The sequence below is a fragment of the Nocardia cyriacigeorgica genome, assembly GCF_010858045.1.
Lineage (GTDB): Bacteria > Actinomycetota > Actinomycetes > Mycobacteriales > Mycobacteriaceae > Nocardia > Nocardia cyriacigeorgica_E.
Map to the genome: position 1 here is coordinate 24,304 of NZ_JAAGVC010000030.1, position 26,445 is coordinate 50,748.

27 protein-coding genes are annotated in these 26,445 nt (G+C 68.5%); 12 read left to right on the forward strand and 15 right to left on the reverse strand.

Annotation, left to right across the window (positions count from 1 at the left end; translation table 11 throughout):
* Positions 1-55 precede the first annotated feature (55 nt).
* Positions 56-925, reverse strand: coding sequence for an NAD(P)-dependent oxidoreductase (locus GV790_RS21425; RefSeq protein ID WP_163815352.1), 870 nt, complete (start codon positions 923-925; stop codon positions 56-58).
* Between the two features lie 140 nt (positions 926-1,065).
* On the opposite strand from GV790_RS21425, the gene GV790_RS21430 reads away from it, so the two are divergent.
* From GV790_RS21430 to GV790_RS21440, 3 genes are all read left to right on the forward strand, one after another.
* The gene (locus tag GV790_RS21430; RefSeq protein WP_163815354.1) at positions 1,066-1,422 is read left to right on the forward strand and encodes a winged helix-turn-helix transcriptional regulator; all 357 of its coding nucleotides are present in this window, start codon (positions 1,066-1,068) and stop codon (positions 1,420-1,422) included.
* Between the two features lie 240 nt (positions 1,423-1,662).
* A complete protein-coding gene (locus GV790_RS21435; protein ID WP_163815356.1) occupies positions 1,663-2,412 on the forward strand; it encodes a nucleotidyltransferase domain-containing protein in 750 nt (249 codons plus the stop codon).
* Between the two features lie 39 nt (positions 2,413-2,451).
* Positions 2,452-2,676: a hypothetical protein gene (locus tag GV790_RS21440; protein ID WP_163815358.1), complete on the forward strand. Its 225-nt coding sequence runs from the start codon at positions 2,452-2,454 to the stop codon at positions 2,674-2,676.
* Between the two features lie 62 nt (positions 2,677-2,738).
* Here the strand turns inward: GV790_RS21440 and GV790_RS21445 are convergent, their stop codons facing one another.
* Positions 2,739-3,335 carry a hypothetical protein gene (locus tag GV790_RS21445; protein WP_163815360.1) on the reverse strand — a complete coding sequence of 199 codons (597 nt, stop codon included), beginning with the start codon at positions 3,333-3,335 and terminating at the stop codon, positions 2,739-2,741.
* 76 nt (positions 3,336-3,411) lie between these two features.
* Entirely contained in the window at positions 3,412-5,052 is a 1,641-nt protein-coding gene (locus tag GV790_RS21450) for an Eco57I restriction-modification methylase domain-containing protein (protein ID WP_163815362.1), read from the reverse strand.
* Positions 5,053-5,350: 298 nt separating this feature from the next.
* On the opposite strand from GV790_RS21450, the gene GV790_RS21455 reads away from it, so the two are divergent.
* Together GV790_RS21455 and GV790_RS21460 are read left to right on the forward strand one after the other, a co-directional pair.
* Positions 5,351-6,712: a M20/M25/M40 family metallo-hydrolase gene (locus tag GV790_RS21455; protein ID WP_163815364.1), complete on the forward strand. Its 1,362-nt coding sequence runs from the start codon at positions 5,351-5,353 to the stop codon at positions 6,710-6,712.
* A gap of 22 nt (positions 6,713-6,734) precedes the next feature.
* Positions 6,735-7,262, forward strand: a complete 528-nt coding sequence (locus GV790_RS21460; protein WP_163815366.1) for a YbhB/YbcL family Raf kinase inhibitor-like protein — start codon at positions 6,735-6,737, stop codon at positions 7,260-7,262.
* Between the two features lie 68 nt (positions 7,263-7,330).
* Here the strand turns inward: GV790_RS21460 and GV790_RS21465 are convergent, their stop codons facing one another.
* From GV790_RS21465 to GV790_RS21475, 3 genes are all read right to left on the reverse strand, one after another.
* A complete protein-coding gene (locus GV790_RS21465; protein WP_163815368.1) occupies positions 7,331-9,160 on the reverse strand; it encodes an AMP-dependent synthetase/ligase in 1,830 nt (609 codons plus the stop codon).
* Positions 9,161-9,366: 206 nt separating this feature from the next.
* Entirely contained in the window at positions 9,367-10,035 is a 669-nt protein-coding gene (locus GV790_RS21470; RefSeq protein ID WP_163815371.1) for a GTP cyclohydrolase II, read from the reverse strand.
* Between the two features lie 85 nt (positions 10,036-10,120).
* On the reverse strand, positions 10,121-11,602 hold the full coding sequence (locus GV790_RS21475; protein ID WP_163815373.1) for a PfkB family carbohydrate kinase: 1,482 nt from the start codon (positions 11,600-11,602) through the stop codon (positions 10,121-10,123).
* 345 nt (positions 11,603-11,947) lie between these two features.
* Here GV790_RS21475 and GV790_RS21480 point away from each other — a divergent pair, with 345 nt between their 5' ends.
* Positions 11,948-12,313: a hypothetical protein gene (locus GV790_RS21480; RefSeq protein ID WP_163815375.1), complete on the forward strand. Its 366-nt coding sequence runs from the start codon at positions 11,948-11,950 to the stop codon at positions 12,311-12,313.
* Between the two features lie 14 nt (positions 12,314-12,327).
* Here the strand turns inward: GV790_RS21480 and GV790_RS21485 are convergent, their stop codons facing one another.
* Genes GV790_RS21485 through GV790_RS21495 form a run of 3 tightly spaced genes read right to left on the reverse strand, consistent with a single transcriptional unit; the run spans position 12,328 to position 14,701 of the window.
* The gene (locus tag GV790_RS21485) at positions 12,328-13,407 is read right to left on the reverse strand and encodes a quinone-dependent dihydroorotate dehydrogenase (RefSeq protein WP_163815444.1); all 1,080 of its coding nucleotides are present in this window, start codon (positions 13,405-13,407) and stop codon (positions 12,328-12,330) included.
* A gap of 8 nt (positions 13,408-13,415) precedes the next feature.
* Positions 13,416-13,667 (reverse strand): DUF5703 family protein, encoded by a 252-nt coding sequence (locus GV790_RS21490; RefSeq protein WP_130916523.1) that lies wholly within the window; start codon positions 13,665-13,667, stop codon positions 13,416-13,418.
* Entirely contained in the window at positions 13,667-14,701 is a 1,035-nt protein-coding gene (locus GV790_RS21495) for a hypothetical protein (protein ID WP_163815377.1), read from the reverse strand. Before GV790_RS21495 ends, GV790_RS21490 begins: the two co-directional genes overlap by 1 nt.
* Positions 14,702-14,861: 160 nt before the next feature.
* Here GV790_RS21495 and GV790_RS21500 point away from each other — a divergent pair, with 160 nt between their 5' ends.
* The 6 genes from GV790_RS21500 (at position 14,862) to GV790_RS21525 (ending at position 21,021) form a co-directional block, all read left to right on the forward strand.
* Positions 14,862-15,212 carry a hypothetical protein gene (locus tag GV790_RS21500; protein WP_163815380.1) on the forward strand — a complete coding sequence of 117 codons (351 nt, stop codon included), beginning with the start codon at positions 14,862-14,864 and terminating at the stop codon, positions 15,210-15,212.
* A gap of 6 nt (positions 15,213-15,218) precedes the next feature.
* A complete protein-coding gene (locus GV790_RS21505) occupies positions 15,219-15,773 on the forward strand; it encodes a hypothetical protein (RefSeq protein WP_163815381.1) in 555 nt (184 codons plus the stop codon).
* A gap of 22 nt (positions 15,774-15,795) precedes the next feature.
* A complete protein-coding gene (locus GV790_RS21510) occupies positions 15,796-17,955 on the forward strand; it encodes an MMPL family transporter (RefSeq protein WP_163815383.1) in 2,160 nt (719 codons plus the stop codon).
* Between the two features lie 165 nt (positions 17,956-18,120).
* The gene (locus GV790_RS21515; protein WP_228806514.1) at positions 18,121-18,552 is read left to right on the forward strand and encodes a hypothetical protein; all 432 of its coding nucleotides are present in this window, start codon (positions 18,121-18,123) and stop codon (positions 18,550-18,552) included.
* Between the two features lie 107 nt (positions 18,553-18,659).
* Positions 18,660-19,664 (forward strand): BtrH N-terminal domain-containing protein, encoded by a 1,005-nt coding sequence (locus tag GV790_RS21520; protein WP_163815386.1) that lies wholly within the window; start codon positions 18,660-18,662, stop codon positions 19,662-19,664.
* A 196-nt stretch (positions 19,665-19,860) separates the two neighbouring features.
* Entirely contained in the window at positions 19,861-21,021 is a 1,161-nt protein-coding gene (locus GV790_RS21525; RefSeq protein ID WP_163815389.1) for a hypothetical protein, read from the forward strand.
* A 277-nt stretch (positions 21,022-21,298) separates the two neighbouring features.
* Here GV790_RS21525 and GV790_RS21530 read toward each other — a convergent pair whose 3' ends face one another.
* From GV790_RS21530 to GV790_RS21555, 6 genes are all read right to left on the reverse strand, one after another.
* The gene (locus GV790_RS21530; protein WP_163815391.1) at positions 21,299-22,390 is read right to left on the reverse strand and encodes an MBL fold metallo-hydrolase; all 1,092 of its coding nucleotides are present in this window, start codon (positions 22,388-22,390) and stop codon (positions 21,299-21,301) included.
* A 146-nt stretch (positions 22,391-22,536) separates the two neighbouring features.
* The gene (locus GV790_RS21535) at positions 22,537-22,824 is read right to left on the reverse strand and encodes a hypothetical protein (RefSeq protein ID WP_163815393.1); all 288 of its coding nucleotides are present in this window, start codon (positions 22,822-22,824) and stop codon (positions 22,537-22,539) included.
* Between the two features lie 218 nt (positions 22,825-23,042).
* The gene (locus GV790_RS21540) at positions 23,043-23,645 is read right to left on the reverse strand and encodes a 2'-5' RNA ligase family protein (protein ID WP_163815396.1); all 603 of its coding nucleotides are present in this window, start codon (positions 23,643-23,645) and stop codon (positions 23,043-23,045) included.
* Positions 23,638-24,480, reverse strand: a complete 843-nt coding sequence (locus GV790_RS21545; protein WP_163815313.1) for a hypothetical protein — start codon at positions 24,478-24,480, stop codon at positions 23,638-23,640. Before GV790_RS21545 ends, GV790_RS21540 begins: the two co-directional genes overlap by 8 nt.
* Positions 24,438-25,148 (reverse strand): hypothetical protein, encoded by a 711-nt coding sequence (locus GV790_RS30790; RefSeq protein ID WP_218586451.1) that lies wholly within the window; start codon positions 25,146-25,148, stop codon positions 24,438-24,440. The genes GV790_RS21545 and GV790_RS30790 overlap by 43 nt, the downstream gene beginning before the upstream one ends.
* Positions 25,149-25,505: 357 nt before the next feature.
* Positions 25,506-26,150 carry a class I SAM-dependent DNA methyltransferase gene (locus tag GV790_RS21555; protein WP_163815398.1) on the reverse strand — a complete coding sequence of 215 codons (645 nt, stop codon included), beginning with the start codon at positions 26,148-26,150 and terminating at the stop codon, positions 25,506-25,508.
* Between the last annotated feature and the right edge of the window lie 295 nt (positions 26,151-26,445).

Here is a 26,445-nt window from a genome sequence, read left to right on the forward strand (position 1 = left end):
ACGTCCCGGTCAGCCGCCACCGGCCGCCGTGCAGGCCCGTCGCCCGGGGCCGGGGTCAGGCGATTTCTTCGACCGTGCGCTCGAAGGCCAGTGCGCCATTGCCCTCGGCGATCTGACGGTCGAGCAGATGCTGCATCGGCGCCAGGAAATCGGGGGCGGCGCCGGCATCGCGGGTGGCACGCACGATCGCGTCGATGGCGGACTTGTGGAATGCGATGCCCTGCACGCCATCGCGGTAATCGCCGGTGTCGATGAGTTTTCCGTAGTCGGGCAGCAGCTGCGCCATCGCCGCCACCCACGCGGCCGCGCGTTCGGCGTAGGCCTGGGCCGACACACCGACCGAGCGCGTCATCGCCACACCGTTGAAGAAGCCGCCGAACATCCCGTACATCGCCGCCAGCAGCGCGAAGTCCAGGGTCGAGGCCAGCCCGGCGTCGGTACCGAAGTATTCGGCCGAGGCCAGCAGTTCCAGCATCGCGCGGTGCTCGTCGAAGACCGTCTGTGCGCCGCTGTAGAGGATGGACGCGCCGGGCTGCCCGATCATCGGCGGGACGGCCATGATGCCGCCGTCGAGGTAGTCGATGCCGCGGGCGGCGGCCCACTCGGCCGACGCCCGCGACTCCTCGGGCGTCGTGCTGGTCAGATTGATCACCGCGCGACCGGACAGCTGTTCGGCCACCGGGTCGAGGGTGGCGTGCACCGAGGCGTGGTCGAGCAGCAGCACGATGATCACCGGACTCGCGGCAACCGCGTCGGTGAGCGCGGCGGCACTGCTCGCACCGGCGGCGACGAGCTCGCCGTCCTTGCCGGGCGTGCGGTTCCAGACCGTCACGGACCGGCCACCTTTGAGCAACGTGGCGGCGAAGGCTCGGCCCATGGCGCCGAGGCCGAGGACGGTGACCGGTGCGGGGGTGGTGTCGGGCATGGAAGACATCTCCTGGGTTCGGTAGCGCGCCGATGCGCGCCGCATGCCCCAACACTGCGGTGTACCGGAAGACCCGACAAGTACCTACTATTTGGTCGGGTACTTACCACACCGTGTGTGAACAGGTAGCGAGGTCGGCAATGGGTGCGAAGAGATCCGGACCATACTTCTGCGGCATCGACGCGGCCATGGACGTCGTCGGCGGCAAATGGAAATCGCTGATCCTGTGGGAGCTGCACAACCACGGCATGCGCCGCTTCGGCGAACTGCGCCGCGGCCTTCCCGGCATTTCGGAGAAGATGCTCATCCAGCAACTCCGCGAACTCGAAGAAGACGAGATCGTCGACCGCACCGTCTACGCCGAGGTGCCACCGCGCGTGGAATACCGGCTCACCGAACTCGGCGCCGCCCTCAACGCCGCGCTCGGCCCGCTGGGGGAGTGGGGGCGCGAGCGGATCGCGCGAATCGGGGCGGACAAGATCCACGTCGCCTCCTAGGACCGGCGACGGCGTCGCCGAGCGCCTCGATCACGCGAGCGCCTGGAGTCAGGTCATCGACCGGCGCCGCGACAGGGATCGGCGCCGCGGATAATGCCGCGCACATCGCGCTGGTGCTCGGTACCATCGCCGGTCGTGGAGTGATGACAGCGCGGCACCCCTGATCGCGTCCCGGAGATCCGGGCGCGATGGATGGTGCTGCCCGCAGGTTCTTTCATCACTCCGATCCAGAGGACAGCCATGACCGACGAGCAGTTTCTCGCCCACCTCACCGACCGCCTCGCCGCGCTGCCCGGCGTCGAGGCGGTCACCCTCGGCGGATCCCGCGCCGAAGGCACCCACACTCCCGACAGCGACTGGGACCTTGCCGTCTACTACCGCCACGGCTTCGACCCCGCCGACCTGCGCGCCATCGGCTGGCCCGGCGAGGTGTTCGACCTCGGCGCGTGGGGCGGCGGGGTGTTCAACGGTGGCGCGTGGCTCACCGTCGACGGCCGCCGCGTCGACATCCACTACCGCGACCTGGCCACCGTCGACCGCGAACTCACCGAGGCCGAGGCGGGCCGATTCCATTGGGAACCATTGATGTTCCATCTGGCGGGCATCCCCAGCTATCTGCTGGTCGCCGAACTCGCGATCAACAGCGTCCTGCACGGTGCGCTGCCGCGCCCGGACTACCCGCGGGCCCTGCGCGAATCCGCGCCGCCGGTGTGGCGCGAACGCGCCGCGCTCACCCTCACCTACGCCGACAACGCCTATGCCGCACGCGGACACCGCACCGAAGTGGCAGGGGCGCTGGCGACAGCGGCGGTGCAGACCGCGCACGCGGTGCTCGCGGCCCGCGGCACCTGGGTGGTCAACGAGAAGCGGATGCTGAACCGCGCCGGGCTGCGCGGTGTCGATGACATCGTCGGCCAGCTGGCCTCGCAGCCCCAGCGTTTGCGTGATGCCATCGGGCAGGCGCGCGAGCTGTTCGACCGCGCCCAGTAGCGCACCGGCGCGCCCACCGCCGGACAACGAAGACGGCCGGTGGGCGCGAACCAGCGCCCCGCGGCTACAGGATTCGCCCGAATCACCATGCACCCCGGCGATATCGAGAAGACTCCACGCCCCGGGGCGCAGCAGCGGCTCGGCGTGTCGTCCGCCGGCACTCACCCCGAGAACGGCGGGAATTTCCCGCCGCTGGAGGTTCCCCGATATCTCGTCGAGGGCCTGCGCGAAGGCGCGGCGGCAGTGCTGGCCGCCAACCGGTGAATCATCGTGCGGCCCTGGCTGACGCCTACCGCTGACCCGCACACACGATCGGTGGCGGCGGGTTACCCGACGCGCACCAAGGCGGTGGCGCCGAGTTCGGATCGGGCCGCGGCCACGAGGTCGACCTCGATGGCCGCGATCGCGCGGTAGCTGGCGATGTAGTGCTCGATCAGCTTCTTGTGTTCGTCGAAGCCGATCGGCTCCCGCGCCACCGTCGCCGCGGCGGCCTTGGTCACCGAGTGCAGGGCCTGGCCGAGCCGGTCGCATTCTTCGAGCAGAGCGTCATCGGCGAGCAGGCGAATCACGTTGAACAGCACCGGAAGCCGGTCCAAGGTGTGCAGGATCTGGGCCTCGGCGTCGTCGACGGTCTCGGCGCTCCACTCCGCGCGCCGATCCAGCTGATCGGTGACCTCCTCGGAGATGGCGAGGATGTCGGAGACTGCGTCGAGCACCTTTTCCCGCCGCCACCGGTCATGATCGCGGCTCGCGGCAGCGCCGTGGGTGGCCTCGGTGGTGCGTTGCGCCGCCTCCACCGCCGCAGCCGCGCGCTCGTCGGCGGCGATGATCGCGCGCCGATGCGAGCGGTGGGTCGCCAGGATCGTCAACGACAGCGCAACGACGACAACAACCGAACTGATGAGGGGCAGCCACGCAGTCACGCCGCCATCATCGCACCACCGCCCGCCACGGCGTCCCGCGGTCGGTGATGCTCCCACTGGATGAGACGACAGCGGCCTACAGACCGAACGCGGCGTCGAGCAACTCATCGATCGCCGCGCACTGCTGCGCGGAGGGGACCGCGCCGGCGGCGAGGACATCGGCGACCAGGGCGATGATCTCGCGGGCCGCCGCGCATTCCGGGGCGGGCAGCGGCAATTGGGCCACGTACTGCGTCATCCAGCGGCGGCGCCCGGAATAGAGCCGGTTACCGCACACTTCGTCGTAGAAGCGCAGGCCCAGCCGCGAATTGGCGACGGCCAGCATCAGATAGGCCAGCTCGTCGCCCCCGATATCGGGCACCGACATCCAGTAGCAGTTGCCGTTGACGATCGCCCCGGACCGGTCGAGCGCGAAACGCGCGGTGGCACTGATATCGGGGAACACGATCTTGGGTGCCGCCCACCGCGCAGGCTGTTGCGGCACCCAGATCTCATACCATTCGCGCCCGCCCTCGGCGACGTAGCGGCGGCTGCGCAACCGGTCGGCATGCGCCTCCAGATAGGCGCGGGTATCCGGGTAGTCGGCCAGATCCACCACCGTCCGTCTGGCGTGGTCGAGCACGTACGGATACAGCACCCGGCTCGCCGGTGCGGGCGAGACCCGCCACGCCAGCACATCGTGCTGGGTGAGCAGCGGACGCAACAGCGACTGCTCCGGGCGCGGACTGCGTTCGTGCCAAGCGTCGGAGATGAACACCGGGTCCGCGGTGGTCTTGATGCCCACCCGGATGCGCGCTACCTCACCGAATCGGCGCCAGGTGCCCGCCTGCACCCGCTGCAACCACGCATCGCCTGCGGCATGCGAGCGTCGCCAGGGCAGGTGCGCGTCAACGGCCGATGCGAGATGCCCGGACCTGATGGCGATGGTGCGCCCACCGTGGTCGATGACGGTGTCAGCACCGGCGGTCAGCGCCTCGTACAAGCCGATCGCACTGTTCGGCACGGCGCGCGTGTCCTGGTAGGCGGAGGTGTAGACGCACCGGGACGCCCCATCGGGTGCCCGGTTGCGGGCGATGACGATCGCGGGCAGCACCGCGGCGGTGAACAGTTTGGTGTCACCGAGGTCGTAGAGCTCGAGCGGTTGCAACGACTGCTGCAATACCGCCCGCACGTTGGCGCCCGCCCGGGTGGTGAGGAACCGGTTCGAACACAGCAGCCCGACCACCCCGTCCGGGCGCAGCAGCGCGGGCAGCAACACCACGAACGGGTGGGTGAGATCGATGCGGCCACGCAGTCCGAACCGGGCGGCCAGTAGTCGGGCGGTCACCTGCCCGAGTTGCTGGACCCGCACATACGGCGGATTGGTGATCACGGCGTCGAAACCGGCGGTGTCGAGTTCGGTTCGTGCGTCCAGGAAATCGCCCGCGTGCAGGTCGACCGCGATACCGAGGCGCGCCGCCCGCACCCGCGCCACCCCGAGCGCGTCGCGGTCCAGGTCGTAGCCGGTGAGAAGCACCGCGACCCCGGGCCGACGTTCGGTCACCGCACGATGGGCCGCGAACAGTAACTCGCCATCACCGCAGGCGGGATCCAGGATCTGCAGTTCGGTACGTTCGTCGTCGAGATGGTCGGCGACGCGCTCGGCCAGGAACCGTGCGAGATCGGTGGGCGTGTAGTGCTTGCCGTGCCGCTTGATCTCGGCCGGACTCTCGCTCACCCGCTCTCCGCTCCGTCGGTGCCGGCTCCGTGTGGACAGCGTACGAGGCGAACGACCTGCGGCTACCGGAATTCGCTCAGGTGTCATGCCCGGCTCGGACACGGTCGCCGCCGACCACGCCGCATACCCGCCTCGCGCGCTCGACCGCACAAGCGACGGCACGCCGGATTCGGCTCACCGCGACTCGAACCCGCAGGACCCCGCCGAACGCCCCGACCAGCGGATCGGCGGCTGCCCGGGCGCCGCGCGACCGACCGAACCACCGGCAACCCCGCCCGCGGATGGTAGGAAAGGGTACGTGTCGGCAACTGGCGGAGTACCGGGTTCACAGCAACGTTCTCGCGCGGTGTCGGAGGTGGTGGATCTGGTCAGTGCGCTGATCCGGTTCGACACCTCCAACACCGGCGAGCTGGCCACCACCAAAGGCGAACAGGAATGCGCCGAATGGGTGGCCGAGAAACTGCGCGAGGTCGGCTACACCACCGAATACGTCGAATCCGGTGCACCGGGTCGCGGCAACGTCTTCGCCCGCCTGCCCGGTGCCGATTCCTCCCGGGGCGCGCTGCTCATGCACGGGCACCTGGATGTGGTGCCCGCCCGCGCCGAGGATTGGAGCGTGCACCCGTTCTCCGGCGCGGTCCGCGACGGCTATGTGTGGGGCCGCGGTGCGGTCGATATGAAGGACATGGTCGGGATGATGCTGGCGGTGGCACGCCAGTTCAAGATCGAGGGCACCGTCCCGCCGCGCGATCTGGTGTTCGCCTTCCTCGCCGACGAGGAGAACGGCGGCAAATGGGGCTCGCACTGGCTGGTCGACAATCGCCCCGACCTGTTCGACGGCATCACCGAAGCGGTCGGGGAGGTGGGTGGTTTCTCGCTGACGGTGCCGCGCCCCGACGGCGGGGAGCGGCGGCTGTATCTGGTGGAGACCGCGGAAAAAGGTTTGGGGTGGATGCGGTTGCGGGCCAAGGCCCGCGCCGGGCACGGCTCGTTCCTGCACGAAGACAATGCCGTCACCATCCTCGCCGGCGCCGTCGCACGCCTGGGCACCCACACCTTCCCGCTGGTGATCTCGGATTCGGTGGCGGAGTTCCTGGCCGCGGTGTCGCAGGAATCGGGCCTCGACTTCGACCCGCACAGCCCCGACATCGAAGGCACCCTGGCCAAACTGGGCTCGATCGCGCGGATCATCGGCGCCACTCTGCGCGATACCGCCAATCCGACGATGCTCGACGCCGGCTACAAGGCCAACGTCATCCCGCAGACGGCGGAGGCGGTGGTGGACTGCCGGGTGGTGCCCGGACGGCAGGCCGCCTTCGAACGCGAGGTCGACGAACTCATCGGCCCGGATGTGGAACGGGAGTGGATCACCAAACTCGACTCCTACGAAACCACCTTCGACGGCCACCTCGTCGACGCCATGAACGAGGCGATCCTCGCCCACGACCCGCAGGGCCGCACCGTGCCCTACATGCTGTCGGGCGGCACCGACGCGAAAGCGTTCGCCCGCTTGGGGATCCGCTGCTTCGGCTTCGCGCCGCTGCGGCTGCCGCCGGAACTGGACTTCGCGGCCCTGTTCCACGGCGTCGACGAACGGGTCCCGGTCGACGCCCTCGAATTCGGCACCCAGGTGCTGGAACACTTCCTGTTGCACAGCTGAACCGATCCGAGATGAGGAGCCAATGAGCTACAACCCCTATGACGCTCTCCCGCAGGTCCCGTCCTTCACCGTGACCTCCGACGATGTGGCCGACGGCCAGAGGTTCGGCAACGACCAGGTCAGCGGCGTGTTCGGGGCCGGAGGCAAGGATGTGTCGCCGCAGCTGTCGTGGTCGGGTTTCCCCGACGGAACCAAAAGCTTCGCCGTCACCGTCTTCGACCCCGACGCACCGACGGCCTCCGGTTTCTGGCATTGGGCCGTGGCGAACATCCCCGCCACGGTGACGTCGCTGCCGGCCGGTGCGGGCAGCCAGGGCGGTGAACTGCCAACGGGTGCGGTGCAATTGCGCAACGACGGCGGCTTCGCCGGCTTCGTCGGCGCCGCCCCACCTTCCGGGCACGGACCGCACCGCTATTTCATCGTCGTGCACGCCGTCGACGTCGACTCCCTCGACATCCCCGCCGACGCCAGCCCGGCCTTCCTCGGCTTCAACCTGTTCTCCCACACCCTCGCCCGCGCCACCCTGGTCGCCACCTACGAGCAGAACTGAGCAGGACAAGGCTGTGGCCCTGAGCGTGCTCGCTCAGGGCCGCAGCGCCATCGGCAGGTCTCGGACAGCTACTTGACGTTGATCACGCTGTCGGGGGCGGGGTCGGCGTAGAGCGAGGTGATCTGCTCGGCGTATTTCGCCGCGATCGGCTGACGTTTCAGCGACATCTTCGGGGTCAACTCGTCGCCACCGGGCTCCCACACCGTGCCGAGCACGGTGAACCGTTTGATCTGCTCCACCCGGGAGAGCTTCTTGTTGCCCGCCTGCACCGCGGCCAGCACCTCGTCGAGGATTTCGCGGCGCTGGGCCAGACCGGCGATATCGGTGCCGGTGGCATCGAGCTCCTTGGCCCGCACCGCCGCGATATCCGGGTCGAGCACGATGAGCGCCGAAATGTAGGGCTTGGCGTCGCCGATGGCCACGACCTGCCCGATCAGCGACGACGCCGCCTTCACCGAGTTCTCGATATTGCTCGGCGCGATGTTCTTGCCCGCCTCGTTGATGATCAGTTCCTTCTTGCGGTCCACGATGCGCAGGTAGCCGTCGGCGTCGAGGGTGCCGACATCGCCGGTGCGCAGCCAGCCGTCGTCATCGAAGGCCTCGGCGGTCTTGTCGGGCATATTGCGGTAGCCGCGGGTGACGATGGGTCCGCGCACCAGCACCTCGCCGTCGGCGTCCAACCGCAACTCCAGGCCGTCGACCGGGCGCCCGACCGTGCCGGGGCGCGGCTTGTCGAGTTCGGTGTAGGTGCCGACACCGGTGGTTTCGGACATGCCCCACACCTCCGACACGGTGAACCCGAGCCCGAGGAAATATTCGAGGGTCTCCGCCGGAATGGGCGCCGCACCCGAGGACGCCACCTTCAGCTGATCCAAGCCCAGCGCCGCCCGCAGCTTCGACAGCACCAACGCGTCGGCGATCGGATGCTGGATGCGCAACGTCAGCGGGCGGCCGCTGCCTGCCAGATCGGCGCGCGCGGCCGCGACACCGGTACCGATGGCCCACTCGGCCAGCGATTTCTTCACCCCGGTCTCGGCGGCGAGTTTGGCTTCGATACCGGCCTTGATCTTCTGCCACACCCGCGGCACCCCGAAGAACACCGTGGGCTTGGCGTCGGGGAGGGCCGCGGCGACCTCCCGCGGGTCGGGCACGGTGGTGAGCTGGATGCCGGTGAGCAGGTTCATCGCGTGCGCGGAAATGCGGTCGGCGACATGCGCGGCGGGCAGGTACGACACGATCCGGTCATCGATGCCCACCGACAGCGGGCCGTTGACCAGCGCGATCACCTGCGCGAGCACATTGCGGTGAGTGATCTCCACACCCTTGGACGGGCCGGTGGTTCCGGAGGTGTAGATGAGGGTGGCCAGATCGTCGGGTTGCACCGCCTGCCAGGCGGCGTCGAAATCGAAATCCTCGCTCGCGGCGGCTTCGACATCGTCGATGGTGAGTGCGCCGGTGACGGGGCCGTCCACCACGATCAGATGCTCGATCGGCACATCGGAGCCGGTGATGACATCGAGGAACTTCTGTTCGGTGACGACCACCTTGTTGGCGGCGTTGGTGAACAGGTGCGTGATCTGTTCGGCGGAGCTGGTGTTGTAGACCGAGAAGGGCGTGGCGCCCAGATGCAGGGCCGCGGTGTCGATCAGGTTGAACTCGGGCCGGTTGGTGAGCATGATGCCGACGGTGTCGCCGTGCCCAACGCCCAACCCGGCCAGCCCAGCGGCCAGCGCGCGCACGCGTTCACCGTATTCACGCCAGGTGATCTCCTGGGTGCCGCCGACGGTGCGCAAGGCGATCTGATCGGGGCGCAGGGCGAGGGTCTGCTGGAAGGCTTGCGGCACCGTGTAGACGGTGGTGCCGCTGGGATGGGCGTAGCCGATGTCTGTTGTGGTCATGTTCCGTTCCCGATGTCGCTGCATGAACCGAGCGTCTCGGCGGAGCCCCTGACTGGACAGCGCGCCGGCCTGTGCGGCACACCGGCTCACCGAGGCAGCACCGAGTGACGCGGCTCACTCATGGTAGCCGGAAACCGGACATTTGTGACCTGGGTTACGAAACCGGTCCGAGCGCACGACGGCACCCGGACCGGCGCGGGCCGGCGCTAGTTACGGCCCCGATGCTGGGTCTCGGGCCGGTCCAGCACGGCCGCCTGCTGTTCCCACACGGAGGTGTCGGCGGGAATCCAGTGACCGCGCCGCTGCCGCTTGGCCTGCAAATACTGCGCCGCCCGCTCGCTGAGCGGGGTGGTGGCCAGCGGGACCGCGGTGACCTCGATCCCGGCGTCGGTGAGGGCGGCGACCTTGTCGGGGTTGTTGGTGAGCAGCCGCACCCGGGTCAAGCCCAGTTCGAGCAGGCTGGTCGCGGCGTGGGTGTAGGTGCGGGCGTCGGCGGGCAGGCCGAGGCGCTCATAGCTGGTGAAGGTGTCGGCGCCGGAACGTTCGCTCTCGCGGTAGCCGTGCGCCTTCGCGACCAGCCCGCAACCGCGGCCTTCCTGCTCCAGATACACCAGCACGCCGGCGCCTTCGTCCTGGATGTGGTCGAGCGATTTGGCGAGTTCGGGGCCGCAATCGCAATCCTGGGAACCGAGAGCTTCGCCGTAGAGGCAGCGCGAATGCACCCGGACCAGGCAGCCGTTGGCCGGCTCACCGAACACGAGCACATGCCCGTCCTCGGCGCCGCCCGCCACCTCCAGAACCCGGACCCTGATATCGCGCCCGCCGCGGGTGAACCGGTGACCGGTGTCGCCGGTCGGTACCGCAACTATGGTCAACGCGCCTCCTGTGTCGTACGGGGTGTGGCCCCGCCGGTTCGGTGCGCTGCGCGATCGCCGCCGAACCGAACCTGAAGTGGTGTGGTCACCGCTCTTCCGGGCCGAGCCGGACGAGTCGGTCGATCTCGCCTGCCAGCGGCATGGCGCCCGGGATATCGCCGAAGGACTGGGTCGCCACCATCGCAGCGGTCGCCCACACGTAGTCCTGTTCCTGCGCCGGGCGGCGCGCCGACAGGAGCCTATACGCCAATGCCCCCGCGAACGCGGCCCGGGCTCCCGGGGAATCGCTGAGCGCGGCGGGGAAGCGGCCGACGTCGAGATCGAGCTCCTCCGAGCGCACCGTGCACGCGAAATCGTCGATGACACAGACGGTTCGGACGCCGAGGGCGCGCAGATGGCGGGCGATGTGATCGCCGGAGGTGGCTTTGACCTCCGGCACCATTTCGTCCAGTTCCCAGGTCGCGCCCATCAGATAGTCGACCGCCCCCAGATGCTGATACAGATGCTGCGGTGCGTCCACCGGCGGGGCCGGATGCACCATCAGCAGCGGCCGCTGCCGCATCTGCCGCACCCGCGCCATCACCTGCTCGATCACCGCCAACGGCTGTTCGAAGGTCAGCAGGATCGCATCGGAGGCGGCGAGCGCGGCATGCAGGGTGGGGCCGGTGAGTTCGCGTTCGCCGAGCCGGATCCGGTCGTCCTTGCAGCCGATGCTGGCCGCCACACCGGTGGCGGTGATCATCACCGAGGTCACCGGGGTGGCGGCGTCGCGCACGACGGTCACCAGCTCGGTGTCGACGTTCTCCGCGCGCAGATAGTCCAGGATCTGCCGTCCCGCCTCGTCGTCGCCGACGGCCGCCACCAACCGCACCTCCACGCCGAGGCGGGCGGCGGCCACCGCGCGGTTGAGACCTTTGCCGCCGGGATGCGCTTCGAAACTGCCGCGGGTGGACGTGCCGGCGGCAGGGACGTGGTCGACGCGGTAGATGTGGTCGATGACGGCGTCGCCGATCACCGTCAGCACCCCGGGTGCCGGCTCGTGCGCGGCCCCGGTGTCCACACTGATGCCCGCGTCGACGGGAGTGCCGAACACCGGGCCGGTCGTCAGCAGTCCCGCCAGCGCGCTGAACGCGCGGCGTTCCGGAGTGGCCCGCAACGAGCGCACGGTCGGGGTGGGCGGGATCTGCTCGGCGCCGGCGATCTCGTGCAGCCGCTGCCACTGCTGGGTGAGGTATTCGCGCCGCTCGCCGAGATCCTGCGCGTAGAGGCGGTCCGGATCGATGCCCTCGGGCGTGTCGTCCCGTAACAGGCCCAGTGACAATTCGGCATCGGTGATCAGGCGGTGGGTCGGCGGGAGATGACGGGCGAGGTCGCGGACCACCGGGAGCACCGCCTCCTCCGGTGCGAGGCCACTGCGGTGGGCGTGGCGGCGCACCGCGGGCAGATCCAGGAGCGGGCCGACGTCGATTTCGGTGGTGCGCAAGCGTTCCGGGCTCAGACCGGACCGTTTGCACAGCCGCGTGAGGATGTTGCGCACGGCGACCATGCCCGAGTCCTGCTGGACCATGGCGTCCCCACCTTTCGGCATTTCCCGGTCGTGAACGAGGTTTAACCACCAGACATTCCGGCAATTACCATATCGCAACGGCAATTGACCGCCATTCCCGGCAAATGACAGACTGGATGGTGAGAGAGCGCCGCACCAGACGGACGGGAGGCCCTGGTGATGACAACGACGCTGAGGTTCCGCAGCCGCCGCAGGCACACACAGCCCGACGGCCACCTCGGGACGGACCCGGACGCATCCGCAACTCGCGATAACGCCCGACCATCCCGCTCCGCACGACGGTAGCGACGCCGCGCCGGGAATGCCCGGCCCGGTCTCGGTGCCGGAGTTCGTCAGGAGGCAGCTGTGACCATCCACGCCACCGACTGGTCGATGACCAGCGATATCACTCCCGAAACAGCCCATCGGGTACCCGGTGAGTCCAGCACGCCCTGGCGGCTGAGCTGGCTACCGGATCGGCGGCTGAGCGCCGAGCAGGCCCGCGCCGGCATGGAACTCGACGAAATCGTCAGCGATCCGACGCTGGTCTATGACCAGGCGGCCCTCGCCCGCGGTGCACAGTGCGCGGGCATGCTCGGGCTGCTGTGGGAACACGCTGTCGTACTGCTCTGCAAGCGGCTCAGCGCCCGGCTGTGCGAGAGCGCGACGGTGCCCGCGGACCTGGACGAGGACTTCCGGTTCGCGGGCGGCCCGCCGTGCGTACTGAGCTGATCGCGCCGCGATATTCAGGCGCGCGCGGTGTGTTCGGAGCCCACGGCCTCGGCCAGGCTCGCGTAACCGTTCTCGCGCAGCTTCTGCGCCAGCCCACGATGAATGCGGCGCGTCCACAACAGACCGCCGTAGATGAATCCGGTGTAGCCCTGCAGCAGGCTGGCACCCGCCCGGATGCGTTCCCACGCCTGATCGACGGTTTCGATGCCGCCCACCGACACCAGCACCAACCGGTCACCGACGCGCGCGTACAGCCTGCGCAGCACCTCGAGCGAACGATCGGCCACCGGGGGACCCGACAGCCCACCCGCCCCGATCTGCTGCACCGTCGCCGGATCGCTGGCCAGGCCGCTGCGTCCGATGGTGGTGTTGGTGGCCACGATCCCGGCCAGACCCAGCTCCACCGCCAGATCGGCGACGGCGTCGATATCGTCGTCGGACAGATCCGGGGCGATCTTGACCAGCACCGGCACCTCGACGGTGTCGAGCACCGCGCGCAGCAACGGCCGCAGCGACTCCACCGCCTGCAGATCACGCAGTCCAGGGGTGTTGGGGGAGCTGACGTTGACGACGACGAAATCGGCGAGCGGGCCGAGCAGCCGGGCGCTGGTGGCGTAATCCTCGGCGGCGTGCTCGGGTTCGACGATCTTGGTCTTACCGATATTCGCCCCGATCGGCACCGTCTTACGGCGCCGGGAGTGCAGTCGTGCGGCAGCGGCGGCCGCGCCCTCGTTGTTGAAACCCATCCGGTTGATCAGCGCGCGGTCGGCCGGCAGCCGGAACAGTCGCGGCGCGGGATTGCCGGGCTGGGCCTGCGCGGTGACGGTGCCGATCTCGGCGAACCCGAACCCCATCGGACCCCAGGCGTCGGCGCCGGTGGCGTTCTTGTCGAAGCCGGCGGCCAGACCGAGCGGCGCCGGGAACTCCACGCCGAACACGGTGCTGCGCAAGATCGGATCGTGGTCGACCAGCAGCCGGTTCAGCACCGCGCGCGAGGGCGGGAAGGCGGTGGCCGCGCGCAGGGCGGCGAAGACGAGATGATGGATGCGTTCCGGGGGAACCAGGAACATCACCCGCAGCAATAATCGGTACAGCATCGAGCTCACATCCCCGGCTCGGCGGTGACCGGGCTGCTCAGCGGGGTGCGGCGGCGGCGAAGCAACACCCGTCGGCTGCCGTCGGTGTAGGCGCGCACCCGCGACAGTTCCCAGCCGCCGTATTCGGCCTGGATCGCCAGGCGCATCGACGCCGTCACCCTGGTCACATCCGGTGGCAGCCGCAGCGGCACGTATTCGTAATCGTCGGTGCTGGTTTCCCAGCCGGCCGGTAGCGCCGCGCGGCGGCTCGCTGCCATCACTGCCCTCTCTTCCGCTCGTCCGCGCGAATCCGCTGCAGACCGTCACCGGTCGCGGACCCGACGAACAGATCGCCGCTGCGCTCATCGACGGTCACCGAGTTCGGTTGCCCGACGGTGGGGTAGCGGCCCACTTCCTCCGGTATACCCGTCGACAGATCGAAACCGACGACTTCGTTGCTCTGCGTGCACGTCACCCAGACGATGTCCGACTCGTTGTCATAGGCGAGCGCGTAAGGCGACGATCTTACCGGGAAACGCTGATGCAGTACGAGCGGTCCGGTCGTGTACACCAGCAGTTCCCCACCCGCGGTATCGGTGACGACGATGCGCCCGAACCGGTCGCCGATCATGTTGGTGGCCCCGTCGCCGGCCCGCAGTGCCAGCCCGAGGTGGTCTTCGGCGGGGTCGATCTCGGTGATCGAGGTCTGGTGGCGATCCAGCACCGCCACCCGGTCGCCGGCAACGGTCACTGCGTCGGCCGAGATCAACCCGTCCACGCTGTCGGTGACCTCGCCCTCGGCGTCGAGCCAGAGCACCCGGCCGTCGGCGGTGCCGATCACCAGCCCGCCGTCGGCACCCGGGTGCACCGACCGCGCGTCGGCGTCGACGGGCACGTCGGTGACCGCACCGCTGGTGACGTCGACGCGCAGCACCCGCCCGGACGCCGGGATCAGCACCTCACCAGGTGCGCCCTGGACCACGGTGGCGCCGGGCGCCGCCAACGCGACGGTGCGCGCGCGTGTCTCGGCCGAGGGGTCGGCCGCGTCGATGAGATAAACCGCGGGGGTGCCGGCGCGCGCGTCCAGAGCGGCGATGCGGCCGGTCTTCGCCTCGGCGACCAGCGCCCCGATCGGCGCGGGCGCGCTCAGCACCGTGCCCGCGGGGGCGGCGCCCTGGTCCGGGGAAACGGCGGCGGTGGCCGGATCGCGGGTGGGCACCTTGTCCGGGTCGGTGTCGGACGAACAGCCCGCCAGCAACGCCAGCACCGTCACACCAGCCACTACTGCGGGGACCGAGCCGCGTGGGCGCATCCACGAACTCCTCTACCTTGTGACACAACCGCGAACCACACCATCTGACCACGTGCGCCGCGGTGAGCACGCGGGAGGGGTTTGGCGACCGCCTCCGGCGGATAATTGTGGCGGGGAGTTACGGTTGAGCCAGCACAGCGTCCAATGTCAGGAGTTCCGGTTGAAATCAGAACATCCTTCGGGATTTTCGATCGATGACTTAACAATTGGTTCGTTTGCTCATGGTTTCGGGACGACCGACGACGGCCGCCCCTTCGCCTTCCGCACGGTCCGCTCCACGCTGCGCCTCGAGATCTACCGCCCCGACCTCGACACCGAGGTACCCGCCCCCGAAGACGTCGTCGCCGTCGCCGAGGTCAAGGTCACCGATATCGACCTCGACGACGAACGCAGCGTGACCGCCCTCGTGCGTGACCTGGTGCCAGAGGCCGTCCCCACCGTCGCCGACCGCGACGTCACCACCGTCCGGGCGCTGCTCGGCCGAATCAGTTCCGTGATCGATGGTATGTAGGTAGTGATGCGTTACACACCCTTCTCCCGCGCCGTCCGACCTGTCCGCGCCGCACTGACGGCCGCGGCGCTGGTCGCGCTGGCCGCCACCTCGGCCTGTGGTTCGGGAGTCGACGACGATGCCGTCGCCGCCGCCCGCTCCGCGGCGAACGCGGCCCTGTCGTCATCGGCGGCCGCCACCTCCTCGTCGGTCGCCGCGCGGGTGCTGCCGACCGCCGCCGAACTCGACGCCCAGATCAAACGGGCGCTGGACCCGGCGTTGCCCGATGCGGAACGCACCGCGCTCATCGAAGACGGTGAGGCGTTCCGCGACGCCATCCCGGACATGTACAAGGCGTTGCAGGACAATCCGCACGCCGTCTACGGCGTCACCGATCCGGTGTTCGACAACCACGACGGCACCCTGACCGCCACCATGCGCCTGGACAAGGACGGCACCGGCACCCAGATCCGCACCACCGTCGTGCATTTCGTCTACCTCGACGGCAAGTGGAAGATCTCGCGCACCGATCTGTGCGGCATCCTGCGCTCGGCCGACTACCGCACCCCGGCCTGCGGCTGACCCGGCGACCGCACCGATACCGATGATCTCCACTGGCTCGCAACGGTGGGGGCGGTTCGTCTACCGCCACCGCTATCTCGTCTTCGCCGTCTTCCTGCTCGCGGTCGCCCTGTCGGGTTTCTACGGTCGCGACCTATCGGGCCGGTTGACCCAGGAGGGCTGGTTCGACGAATCCAGCGAATCGGTCGCCGCGTCGAAACTGGCCGACGCCACCTTCGGCCGCGACACCGACAGCGATCTGATCCTGCTCTACACCGCCCCCGACGGCCGCACCGTCGACGACCCGGACATCCGGGCCGCGGTCACCGCCCAGCTGGCCGGCCTGCAGGCCGAGCATCCCGACCGCGTCCTCAAGATCGACAGCTACTGGGACAGCGCGTTCACCAGCGGGTTCGCCGACGACTCGCGTACCCATGCCTTCGCCAGCGTCGGTCTGCGCGGCGAGGGCACCGCCACCGTGGACAACTACACCGCCATCAAATCCGATCTGCACGCCGGGGTTCCCGGCGCCGGGCCCGCGGGCACCACCGTCCAGCTCGCCGGGCTGCAACCGGTGGTGGAGGGCATCAACCACGGCATGCAGGACGACATCCATCGCGCCGAGTTGATCGCGCTGCCGATCGTGGCGATCCTGCTGTATTTCGTGTTCGGCGGCGTCATCGCCGCGCTGCTGCCGGTGCTGATCGGCGGGATGACGATCCTCGGCACCCAGGGCATCATGCGGCTGCTCACCGACCACATCGAGGTCAACGTGTTCGCCAGCGCGGTGGTGACATTGGTGAGTCTCGGCCTGGCCATCGACTACGGGCTGTTCACCGTCACCCGGTTCCGGGAGGAGCTGGCGGCCGGACGCGGTGTCGAGGACGCGGTGGCGCGCACCGTCGCCACCGCGGGACGCACGGTGCTGTTCTCGGCGGCGATCATCGCCGTCAGCCTCGGTGCGCTGCTCATCTACCCGAACGGGGTGCTGCGGTCGGTGCCCTACGGTGGCATCAGCTCGGTGCTGCTGGCCGCGGTGTTGTCGGTGACGGCGCTGCCCGCGGTGCTGGCCATCATCGGGCACCGCATCGATCTGTGGGGCTGGCATCGGTTCGCCAAATCCAAAACCGCCGAAGAGATCGACGCGGGGTTCTTCTCCCGGCTGGCGATTCTGGCGATGAAACGGCCGTGGCTGGTGATCGTGCCGATCGTGCTGGCGCTGCTGGCATTGATCGTGCCGTTCCGTCATATCGAATTCGGCGGGCTGAGCGAACGTTATCTCGCCGACGACAATCCCGCGCGCGTCGCGCAGGAACAGTTCGATGAGCTGTTCCCCGGCTTCCGCACCGAACCGCTGAAACTGGTGGTGGTGGGCGCCGACCCGCAGCAGCTCAGCGATATCCGCTTCCAGGCCAACCACACTCCCGGTTTGACCGGGCCGTTCGAACCGGCAGCGCCCACCAAAGACGGCATCAACGTCCTCAACGCCGGCCTGGTCGACGAACGCGCGGCCGACACCGCCATCGCCACGCTGCGCGGCATCGACGCACCGGACGGTGTACGGGTGATGGTGGCCGGGGTGCCCGCCCTCGAACGCGACAGCATCAACGGCCTCATCGAAGGGCTTCCGTTGCTGGCGGCGCTGCTGGTGGCCGCGGCCCTGGTGTTGATGTATCTGGCGTTCCGGTCGATGGTGCTCGCGGTCAAGGCGGTGGCCATGTCGGCGCTGAGCCTCGGCGCCACCCTCGGCATCCTGACCTGGATCTTCGTCGAAGGACACGGCGCGGAGCTGTTCGATTTCACCCCGGGCCCGTTGATGTTCGCGGTGCTGGTGCTGATCGTGACGGTGGTGTTCGGCCTGTCCACCGATTACGAGGTGTTTCTGCTGTCGCGGATGTCGGAGGCGCGCGCCGAGGGCGCCGACCCACCCGAGGCGATCCGCTACGGCATCGCCCACACCGGTGGTGTGATCACCTCGGCGGCGGCGATCCTCATCGTCGTCACCGGAGCGTTCGGGTTCTCCGATCTGGTGCTGATGAAATACATCGCCTACGGCATGATCGCGGCGCTGATCCTGGACGCGACGGTAGTGCGGATGCTGCTCACGCCCGCACTGCTGAAGCTCATCTGGCGTGATCGACGCCGACCCGGCCGGGCACAGCCGGCCGTCGCTGATGTCGAAAAGGCTTCGGATCCGGTCTGATCCGTCAGACATTGCGTCGACGATCGGTGTGCTCCGAGGCCCTCCACTGCTGAGAAACCGTCCAGTCGGGTTCAGGGCAGGATCTTGACAGATCATTGATCGGCCGGCGGTCATCCGCCGCCGTGAGGTGGTCGATCATTGTTGCCTCGGAAGGACAATCGAACGATGCGTGTCATCAAGCGCGGAGCCCGCCTGGGCTTGGCCGTCGCGGCGATTCTTACTGGATCGCTGACCATGGCCGCCCCGGCGAATGCCGCCTCATCCCCGGTCGCGGCATGCGGCGGGGGCAGCTATCACGTCATCGATAGCCACAATCTGGACGGCCTGGCGACGATCTATCTGCTCTACAACGGCAGAACCAACTGCGTCGTCACGTGGAAGACCGCCTACATCGGCACCAAGACCGGCCTGCGGGCCGGTGTCGGCATCTGGGGGGCCGATCAGCCACAGATCGACCAGGGCTTCTACGCCTACTACGCCGGACCGGTCAAGGTGGATGCTCCCGGCAAATGCATCGGGTGGGGCGGCCTCGCGCACAAGCCGGGTGCGGCACGGGCTGTCGAATGGAACGCGCCGGGGCCGAGTCACTGCGGCTGATCCTGGTGGCCTCGCATGCCGGGGCCACCACGACCGGCCGCGTGTGCGATAGGCCGGGGCGGTGAGCCGCTGGACTCTCCTGCTACCGGAGGGCTCATGATCAGAGCATGATCGTCGAGGGTGTCGAGGCGCGCGGCATGCAGCACTGCGAGACCACCGCGCTCGGAGTGCTGCTGCGGCATCAAGGGCTTGATCTGTCAGAGCCGATGCTCTTCGGTCTCGGTGCCGGGCTGTCGTTCGTCTATTGGGACAGCAAGACATTGGATTTCCCGTTCCTCGGCGGGCGGGTCAAGCCGTTCGAGTTGACCAGGAACCTGGCGGACACGCTCGGGCTCGGGCTCGAGGTGCGGGAAACCAGGTCCGCGCGCAAGGCCTGGCAGAACGTGGCGTGCGACATCGAGGCGGGCCGGCCCGTCGGGTTGCAGCTCGACAGCTACTACCTGGACTACTTCGGGTCGAGGGTGCACTTCGGCGGGCACATCGTCGCCCTGTACGGCTACGACTCGGACACCGCCTACCTGGTGGACACCGAACAGCAAGGCGGCGCCGTCACCACCAGCCTGGACAGCCTGGCCCAGGCCAGGGCCGCGCGCGGACCGATGACGGCCCAGCATCGCTCGTTCACCCTTACCGTCCCGCGTGAGGTGACCGAGGTAGGGCTCCGGATCGTGCCCGCCATCACCGCCTGCGCCCGCACGTTCCTGCACCCTCCGATCGCCAATCTCGGCTATCGCGGAATCGCCAAGGCAGGCACGGTGGTCCCTACCTGGTTCGACCGCACCGACAACCCGCAGCGCGACCTGCCGCAGGCCGCGCTGCTGATGGAGAAGGGCGGCACCGGCGGCGCCCTGTTCCGCAACCTGTACCGCGACTTTCTCGGCGAATGCCGCGACATCCTCGATAGCGACAACCTGCGTACCGGTCACCGGCTCTACACCAACGCCGCCGACGGGTGGACGGAGGTCGCCACCCTGATCGCGGAGGCCGGCCGATCAGGGGATCGGCACCTGCTGGACCGGGCAGGCACGCTGCTCGGCGACCTGTCTCGCCTCGAGCACGAAGCGATGGAGGTACTGAGTCGTCTCGGAGCCGATGACGTGGCTCTGAGCTGATCGTTGCGAACGTCCGGGTGCCGCAGGGTGTCGGCCACCGCGATCGCGACCGTCGTTGGGTGAGCGCCGCAATGATGAGCTGTCGCAGCGGCCGGGTTCGGCCGGACTGAAATCCACAGAGTTCTCTCACACGACAGGGGAGTTCGACGTCGGCCCGGGACAGTAGAGTCCGCCGAGAACGACGAGGAGATCGAACATGGTTGGTGGACGCCACGGATTCCTGTTGCCGGCCGGCGTGGCCTCGGTCGCGGCGGGTGCGTTGCACCTGTTCGGGGCCGGGCTGCACACCGAGCACGCGACGCTGGCCCGGCTGATGGTGCTGCTGGCGGCCGCGCAATGCGCGGCGGGCCTGCTGGCCACGGTCACGACACGAAAAGTCGTGCCCGCCATGGTGATCGGGGTGAACCTCGTGGCCGTCGCGGTGTGGGGGTACACGCGGTTGGCCGGGCTGCCGTGGCCCGACGGGTTGTCCGCGGCGGAATCACCGCAGTTGCTCGACACAGTGTGCGCGGTGCTGGGCACGCTGGCCATCGCCGGTGCCGTGCTCGCCCTGGTGCGGCCCGCCGCGACGTTGCCCACCACGTCGACCGCGACCGCCGCCAGCCTGGCCGGAGCCCTCGCTGTGGCGGCGATGCTCGGCGGCGCCGGACATGTGCACAGCCATGGCGACGGCGGCCACTCCCATGCCGCCGGCGAAGAGCACACCGGCCACGACCACGACGCGAGCGCCGCATGGCCGCGGCCGTGGGATCCGGCGAACCCGATCGATGTCTCGGGTGTGCCCGGCGTGACGCCCGCGCAGGAGCAGCGCGCCGCCGAACTGATCCGCACCACCCTGGACACGTTGCCCGCCTTCGCCGACGTCAGCACGATCGGCGCCCTGGGTTTCCGTTCCATCGGCGACGCGTCCACCGGCCACGAGCACTACATCAACACCGCCTACATCCGCGATGACCGGTTCCTCGATCCCGCCTACCCGGAGTCGCTGGTCTACCGGGTCGACGGCGATCGGCGCACTCTGGTCTCGGCGATGTACATCGCCAAGGACAAGACGATCGACGATCCCGAATTGGTGGATTTCGGCGGCCCGCTGATGCAATGGCATGTGCACGACAACCTGTGCTGGAAGCGCGGCGACAACGGTCCGGTCGTCGCCGGTGTCACCGACGACCAGGGCACATGCCCGCCGGGTTCGGTCAACCCGGGCGCGGGCAACCCGATGGTGCACGTGTGGATCACCGCCCATCACTGCGGCCCCTTCGCCGCCCTCGAAGGCCACGGAGCCGGACAAGCCGCCGGCACCGACGGTCGCCGCACCGACACCTGCGCCCACGATCACTCCGGCGGTCACCGCTGAACCACCCCTGCCGTCATACGAGAGGCGGAGGTCTCAGCCGCGAAACGATGCGCACTCCCGGGGCCCTCGCATCCGTGGGAATCACGGGCCGTGTGGACGGCGGTCCGAACGAGCATTCGCGCTGAAGGGGTTCGGACCGGACCGCGGGAGGTCAGGTGGCAGGGCGCTCGGCGAACCGGCAGCAGACATCCTCGTTCAGACCATCCCACTGGACATCACCGGTGTCATAGGCGGCTGAACGGCCGATTCATGGGCAGGTCTGTCACGGCCCGCGGCCTCAGAGCGCGAAGGTGAGCAGGGCCGGGGCGATGTAGTCGGTGGGGTCGAGCAGTGCGTGCAGCTCGGGCCGCCTGTCCGCCGGTATCCGGTCCAGCTCGCTGCGCAACGGCTGATCGTAGGTGGCGGCGGGGGCGGTGAAGCCGGGCAGCCAATTGTCGTGATGGGCGGGCACGAAGATCTTGGGGCGGATGGCTTCGATGTAGGTGCGTGGGTCGCGCAGGCCGTTGGTGAGCTGGTTGAAGCCTTGGATGGCGCCGATCTGCAGGTCGGTGGGAGGCAGGCCGGCGAAGACGTCGAACACGTGCGGCGCCTTCTCGGTGAGTGGGCCGGCCGAGTCGTGCCAGACCAGCGAGAAGCCGCCTGCGCGAAGCTGATACAGCAGGCAGCCGCCCTCCTCGTCGCGCAGGCGCGGCAGGCCGACGCGCAGGTCGTCGAGAGTCGGGGGATGTTCGGCGATCGCACACAGATCCGGCACCGGGAAGAACGGTGCCGAACCGTTGACCGGGTCGGGTGCGGTGGGCCCGGAATGCAGATGCCGCACCGCCGTCACCTCGATATCGCCGATGCGGAACTCGTGGATCTGCCCCGGTGCGGCGCCGGCGTCGCCGAGCGCGACCGTGCCGAACGTGGGGTCCGGCACCTGCGCGCGGATGGTCGCGCAATGTTCGGCGGTGCCGTGCACGACCGCGCCGCTGGCCTGCGCGATCCGGCCCGCGTCACCCGCGTGGTCGAAATGCCCGTGCCCGATCAGGATCGCCGCAGGCCGTAGATCGGCGAGATCCTGCGCGGTCGCAGGCACATACCCAGCGCTGCTCAACCGCGGCACCCACGCGTCCAGCAACACCACGGTACCGGCGAACGCCACCGCGTAGGTCGCACATCCCACCCACGACAGCACCACCCGGTCCGCGCGCACCGCACCGGTCACGGGGTCGACGACGTCGCCACCGAAAAACCGCTGCCGCGCCGCCACCGTCCGGGGCTCGGCCCCCGCGGCCGCCCCGGCGCCGAGGGCGATCAACGTGCCCGCGCCGAGCGCACCGCCCAGCATCATCCGCCTGCTCATCACTCGCCGCGCCACATCGCACATGCTGTAACAACACCACGTGCCGGGCGTCCGGACAAGGATTCGGGTTCACCGCGGCGGATCGTTGTAGTCGCTCGAACACCAGATCACCAGCGCCACGACTGCCACCGGAATGCCGATCGCGAGCATCATGCCGATCGATGTCGTGCTCACCGCCGCCCTCCGAAGATCGTCCAGCGCGCGAAGGATGACCGTGGCGCGGCGCATTCGACATCCGCGACGGCCATGACCCGATCCAGCGTTATGGCATCGATGTGGGCGGCCGACGGCATGATCACTATGTCGGCGCCGCAGGATCGGACCTGCTCGACTAATCCCAGCCACGGCGAATCCGCCCAGTGCAACGGGTAGCCCAGTCGCCGCGCTACTCGGCGGATCTGTGCCGCATCCCAATCAGGCGTGGGTGAGGACGGGTCGATCCAACCGAGCGCGAACATGGATGGTCTCCCTGGTGAGTCGTGGAGTCGGACCATCCGGTAGCGAGGCTTTCGACACCGGCCTATCGCGGCTGCCGAGGCTATGCGTCGGCCGGTGGTGGTCGCCGGCGTCACCCGCTACCGGATGCGACTTCAACTCTGCCGCGGCGTGCACCCGGCGGGAACGGTGTGCCGTGGGGGTGGTGTTCGCGCAACGTCCGTATTCGCCGGTCTACGGGCTAGGGACCGGTGAGCGGTATACGCGCCATCGTGTCCCATCGGTACCCGTGACCTCGCCGTTCGAGTGCCACCATGGCGACTTCTGAGACTGTCGCCTGCACCGGACCAACGCGGTGTACGTTCGCGTCGACGGCCGCAATGGCTTCGGCAGTCAACCCCTCATAGATCGGGTAGGCGATTGTGACATGCGGGGCAGTGCGGGAATCCTTGATGGGCGCATCCGCAAGTATCGACGTTGTTGCCGCACGGAGGGCGTCACGTAGTTCGCGTATCTGTTCGCCGGGTGTGGCGAGGAATCCGATGGCCGCGCGAATATGTGCCAACCGCTCCAATGTCAGGACAAAAGGTTTCCAGAGCGCGCAGGCTTCTTCGGCTGCGGCGGCTATCCGCGCGCATTGCCGGGCGTTGCTAGCTGGGCCGCGCGAGATACGGTCCAGCGTGAGAGGCAGACCATCAATCGGGGTCGCCGCGAAACGGTGCGGATCCAGCGCGCGTTGGACTTCTGTCGACGCCGCGTGCAGCTGCGTTGCGTGTTCAAAGGTGAGGAACCAATAGTGGCCGAGCGGGCCGTCCTGCCCTTCGCGAAATATCAGCTCACTCACCTCGGCCACCTAGAGCTTGAGCGTCGAGCAGCATCGTCCGAATCTCACGCAGCTGTGGCGAATCGCCCCACCGGGCGGCAGCCTCGCCGACGAACTCCATACCGCGGCACCGAACCGGCGTCATGAACCCGCCCCTCGCGCAAGCGAATACCTCACCGATCATCGCCATTGCCGCATCGAAGTCTCCATCCGAACTCATCACCTGCGACCGCGCCATATCGAGCTGCACCAGTGCCCGGCCCCACGGCGACTGCTCGGCCGGCATCTCGCCCAACGCTATCCGGCCATAACGCTCGACCTCGCGCGGCATCGCCAATGACAGATAGGCGGTGGCGGCGTTACCTGCGAGCTGGGCGCTGCTGTAACCCGCGAGCGAAATGCTGGACCGCGGCGAAATCCCTGCCTCGCTGCGCGACTGAACCTCGTACGCCTGGTCGACCGCACGGCGAACGCCGTCGGCATCTCCGAGCTTTCCCTTCGCCCGCGCAACGCCGTTGACAGCCAATCGGATTCGCTGCGAATCTGCCGTCGCCTCGGCCAGGCCCGCCTCGGCGAATCGAAGCGCCTCCTCGTAACGCCCCGCGTAGTACTCACAGAAGCTCTGCATCCCACGTGCCCACGCCACCGGATTCGGATCTGCCGCGTAGCAGCCCAATTGGTAGGACTCGAGGCAGTAGGCCCGCCCTATCGGAGAGCTTCCTCGACCAGCCGCGATGTAGCCGAGCAACCCCGATGTCTGGCCGGCGATCGCGAACAGGCTGATTCGCTGGTGTGGATCGCCGCACTCATCGATCAACGACTCCAGCGATACCCGTTGCTTGCGCAGCCACGGCACGAGCTCGGTAACTGCTGGCGCGCTATGCCACGATCGACGGCAAGGTCCGCTTCTACGACCAGCACGCCCTGGTGCCGTTGGACGGCGTGGTTCCGAAAGCCTGGCGTGAAGCTGTGGTCGACGACCGCGACCGGGTCGAGCGCATACCGTACGAGCTGTGCGTGCTGGTCGCGTTGCGTGACGCGCTGCGACGGCGCGAAATCTACGTCGAGGGCGGCAACCGGTGGCGCAACCCAGAAGACGACCTGCCGGGTGATTTCGAGCAGGCCCGCGAGGTCCATTACGCCGCGCTGCGTCAGCCGCTGGATGCGACCGAGTTCATCACCGATCTGCGCGCACGGATGACGGCCGGGCTGGAAGGGTTGGACAGGGCCCTGAACGAGGGGAGTACCGGCGGGGTGCGGATCACCAAACGCCGTGGCGAGCAGTGGATCTCGGTACCGAAGCTGGACAAACTGGTCGAACCGGAGAACCTGACCGCAATCAAGGACGAGGTAGCCCGCCGCTGGGGCACGATCGACCTGCTCGACGTGTTGAAGGAAGCCGACTTCCTGACCGACTTCTCTACGGAGTTCGTGTCGGTGGCCTCGCGTGAGTCGATGGACCGCGACACGCTGCGGCGGCGGTTGCTGCTGGTGCTGTTCGCCGTTGGGCACCAACATGGGCATCAAGGCGATCGTGATTACCGGCGAGCACGAGGAGACCGAAGCCACGCTGCGGCATGTGCGGCGGCACTTCGTGACCCGCGACAACATGCGCATCTCCTACGACATCTTGTCCTGGACCGACGAATGGTACGTGCGCGAGGCAGTCCAGGTAGCCGGTGCGTTTGTCCAGCCCGGCCCGGCGCATCTGTTCGGCCAAGGCGTTCTGGCGCCCCGACGCCGGTGTCGCGGACCCGCAACGGCCGATATCCAGCCGCAGCAGGTCGTCCCAGACGGTCGCGCCGAGAGCATAGCGCAGTGTCGGCGTCCATCTCGGGCATCGGCTCCGGATCCGACTGGCAAGCCCGACATATGCAGAAGTCAGGACTTACTGCGTGCGAAAAGAATCGCTTGCTGAGCTTTCGCGTCCGGGTCGAGCAGCATCTGAGCCTCGACCATGAATCCGGCCTCGCGCAGCCAGGATGCCACCTGGTCAGGCTGCCGGCGGTGGACATGAACATTCATCGGGTGACCGCCATAGCCGTCCGTCTTCAACAACGACTCGTCGCCGACGTGAAACAGCAGCTGCAGCGGTCCGCCGGGACGCAATGCTCGGCGGAAGTGCCCGAACACAGTCGGCACCTCGGCGTCAGGGATGTGGATCAACGACTGCCAGGCGAGCAGGCCTGCCACCGAAGCGTCGGGGAGGTCCAGGTCCGTCATCGAGCCAACCTCGAACCGCAGGCCGGGGTGGTCGCGCCGGGCCACGTCGATCATCACCGGGGAGAGGTCGACACCGAAGGCGTCGACACCGAGCTCATGCAGGTGGGCGGTGACTTCGCCGGGGCCGCAGCCGACGTCCGCGACCGGCCCACCGCCAGCGACCCGCACGCTGTCGGCGAACAACGCCAGAGCCGCGCGAAGGTACTGGTGTCCGGCGAGAGCGCCGCGCACTTGGTCGGCATAGCTGACCGCGACCGTGTCATAAGAGGTTCGGGTGTCGGCCAACCAGTCATTCGTGGTCATGACCGGCACGATATTCCATGATCACGACCTCGTGGACGGCCGACGCAGAGAGAACCGATCATCGGCCCGCCGACCGGCCCTGAACTCCGCCGCGTTTCCGCGGACCGCAATGCAGGAGAGCACACCACGGCGCTGACCACCGAACAGCGCCGCCATAACAAGCCAGCATCCGTGCTGCGATAGTGTCGTCAAACGGTCCTTTGACGACACCCGCCGGGGGCGGCGTCCGGTCCGCGCGGATCGTGCGGAAACAGCACTCCCGATCCATTGCCGTCCGTTCCATATTGACGACAGG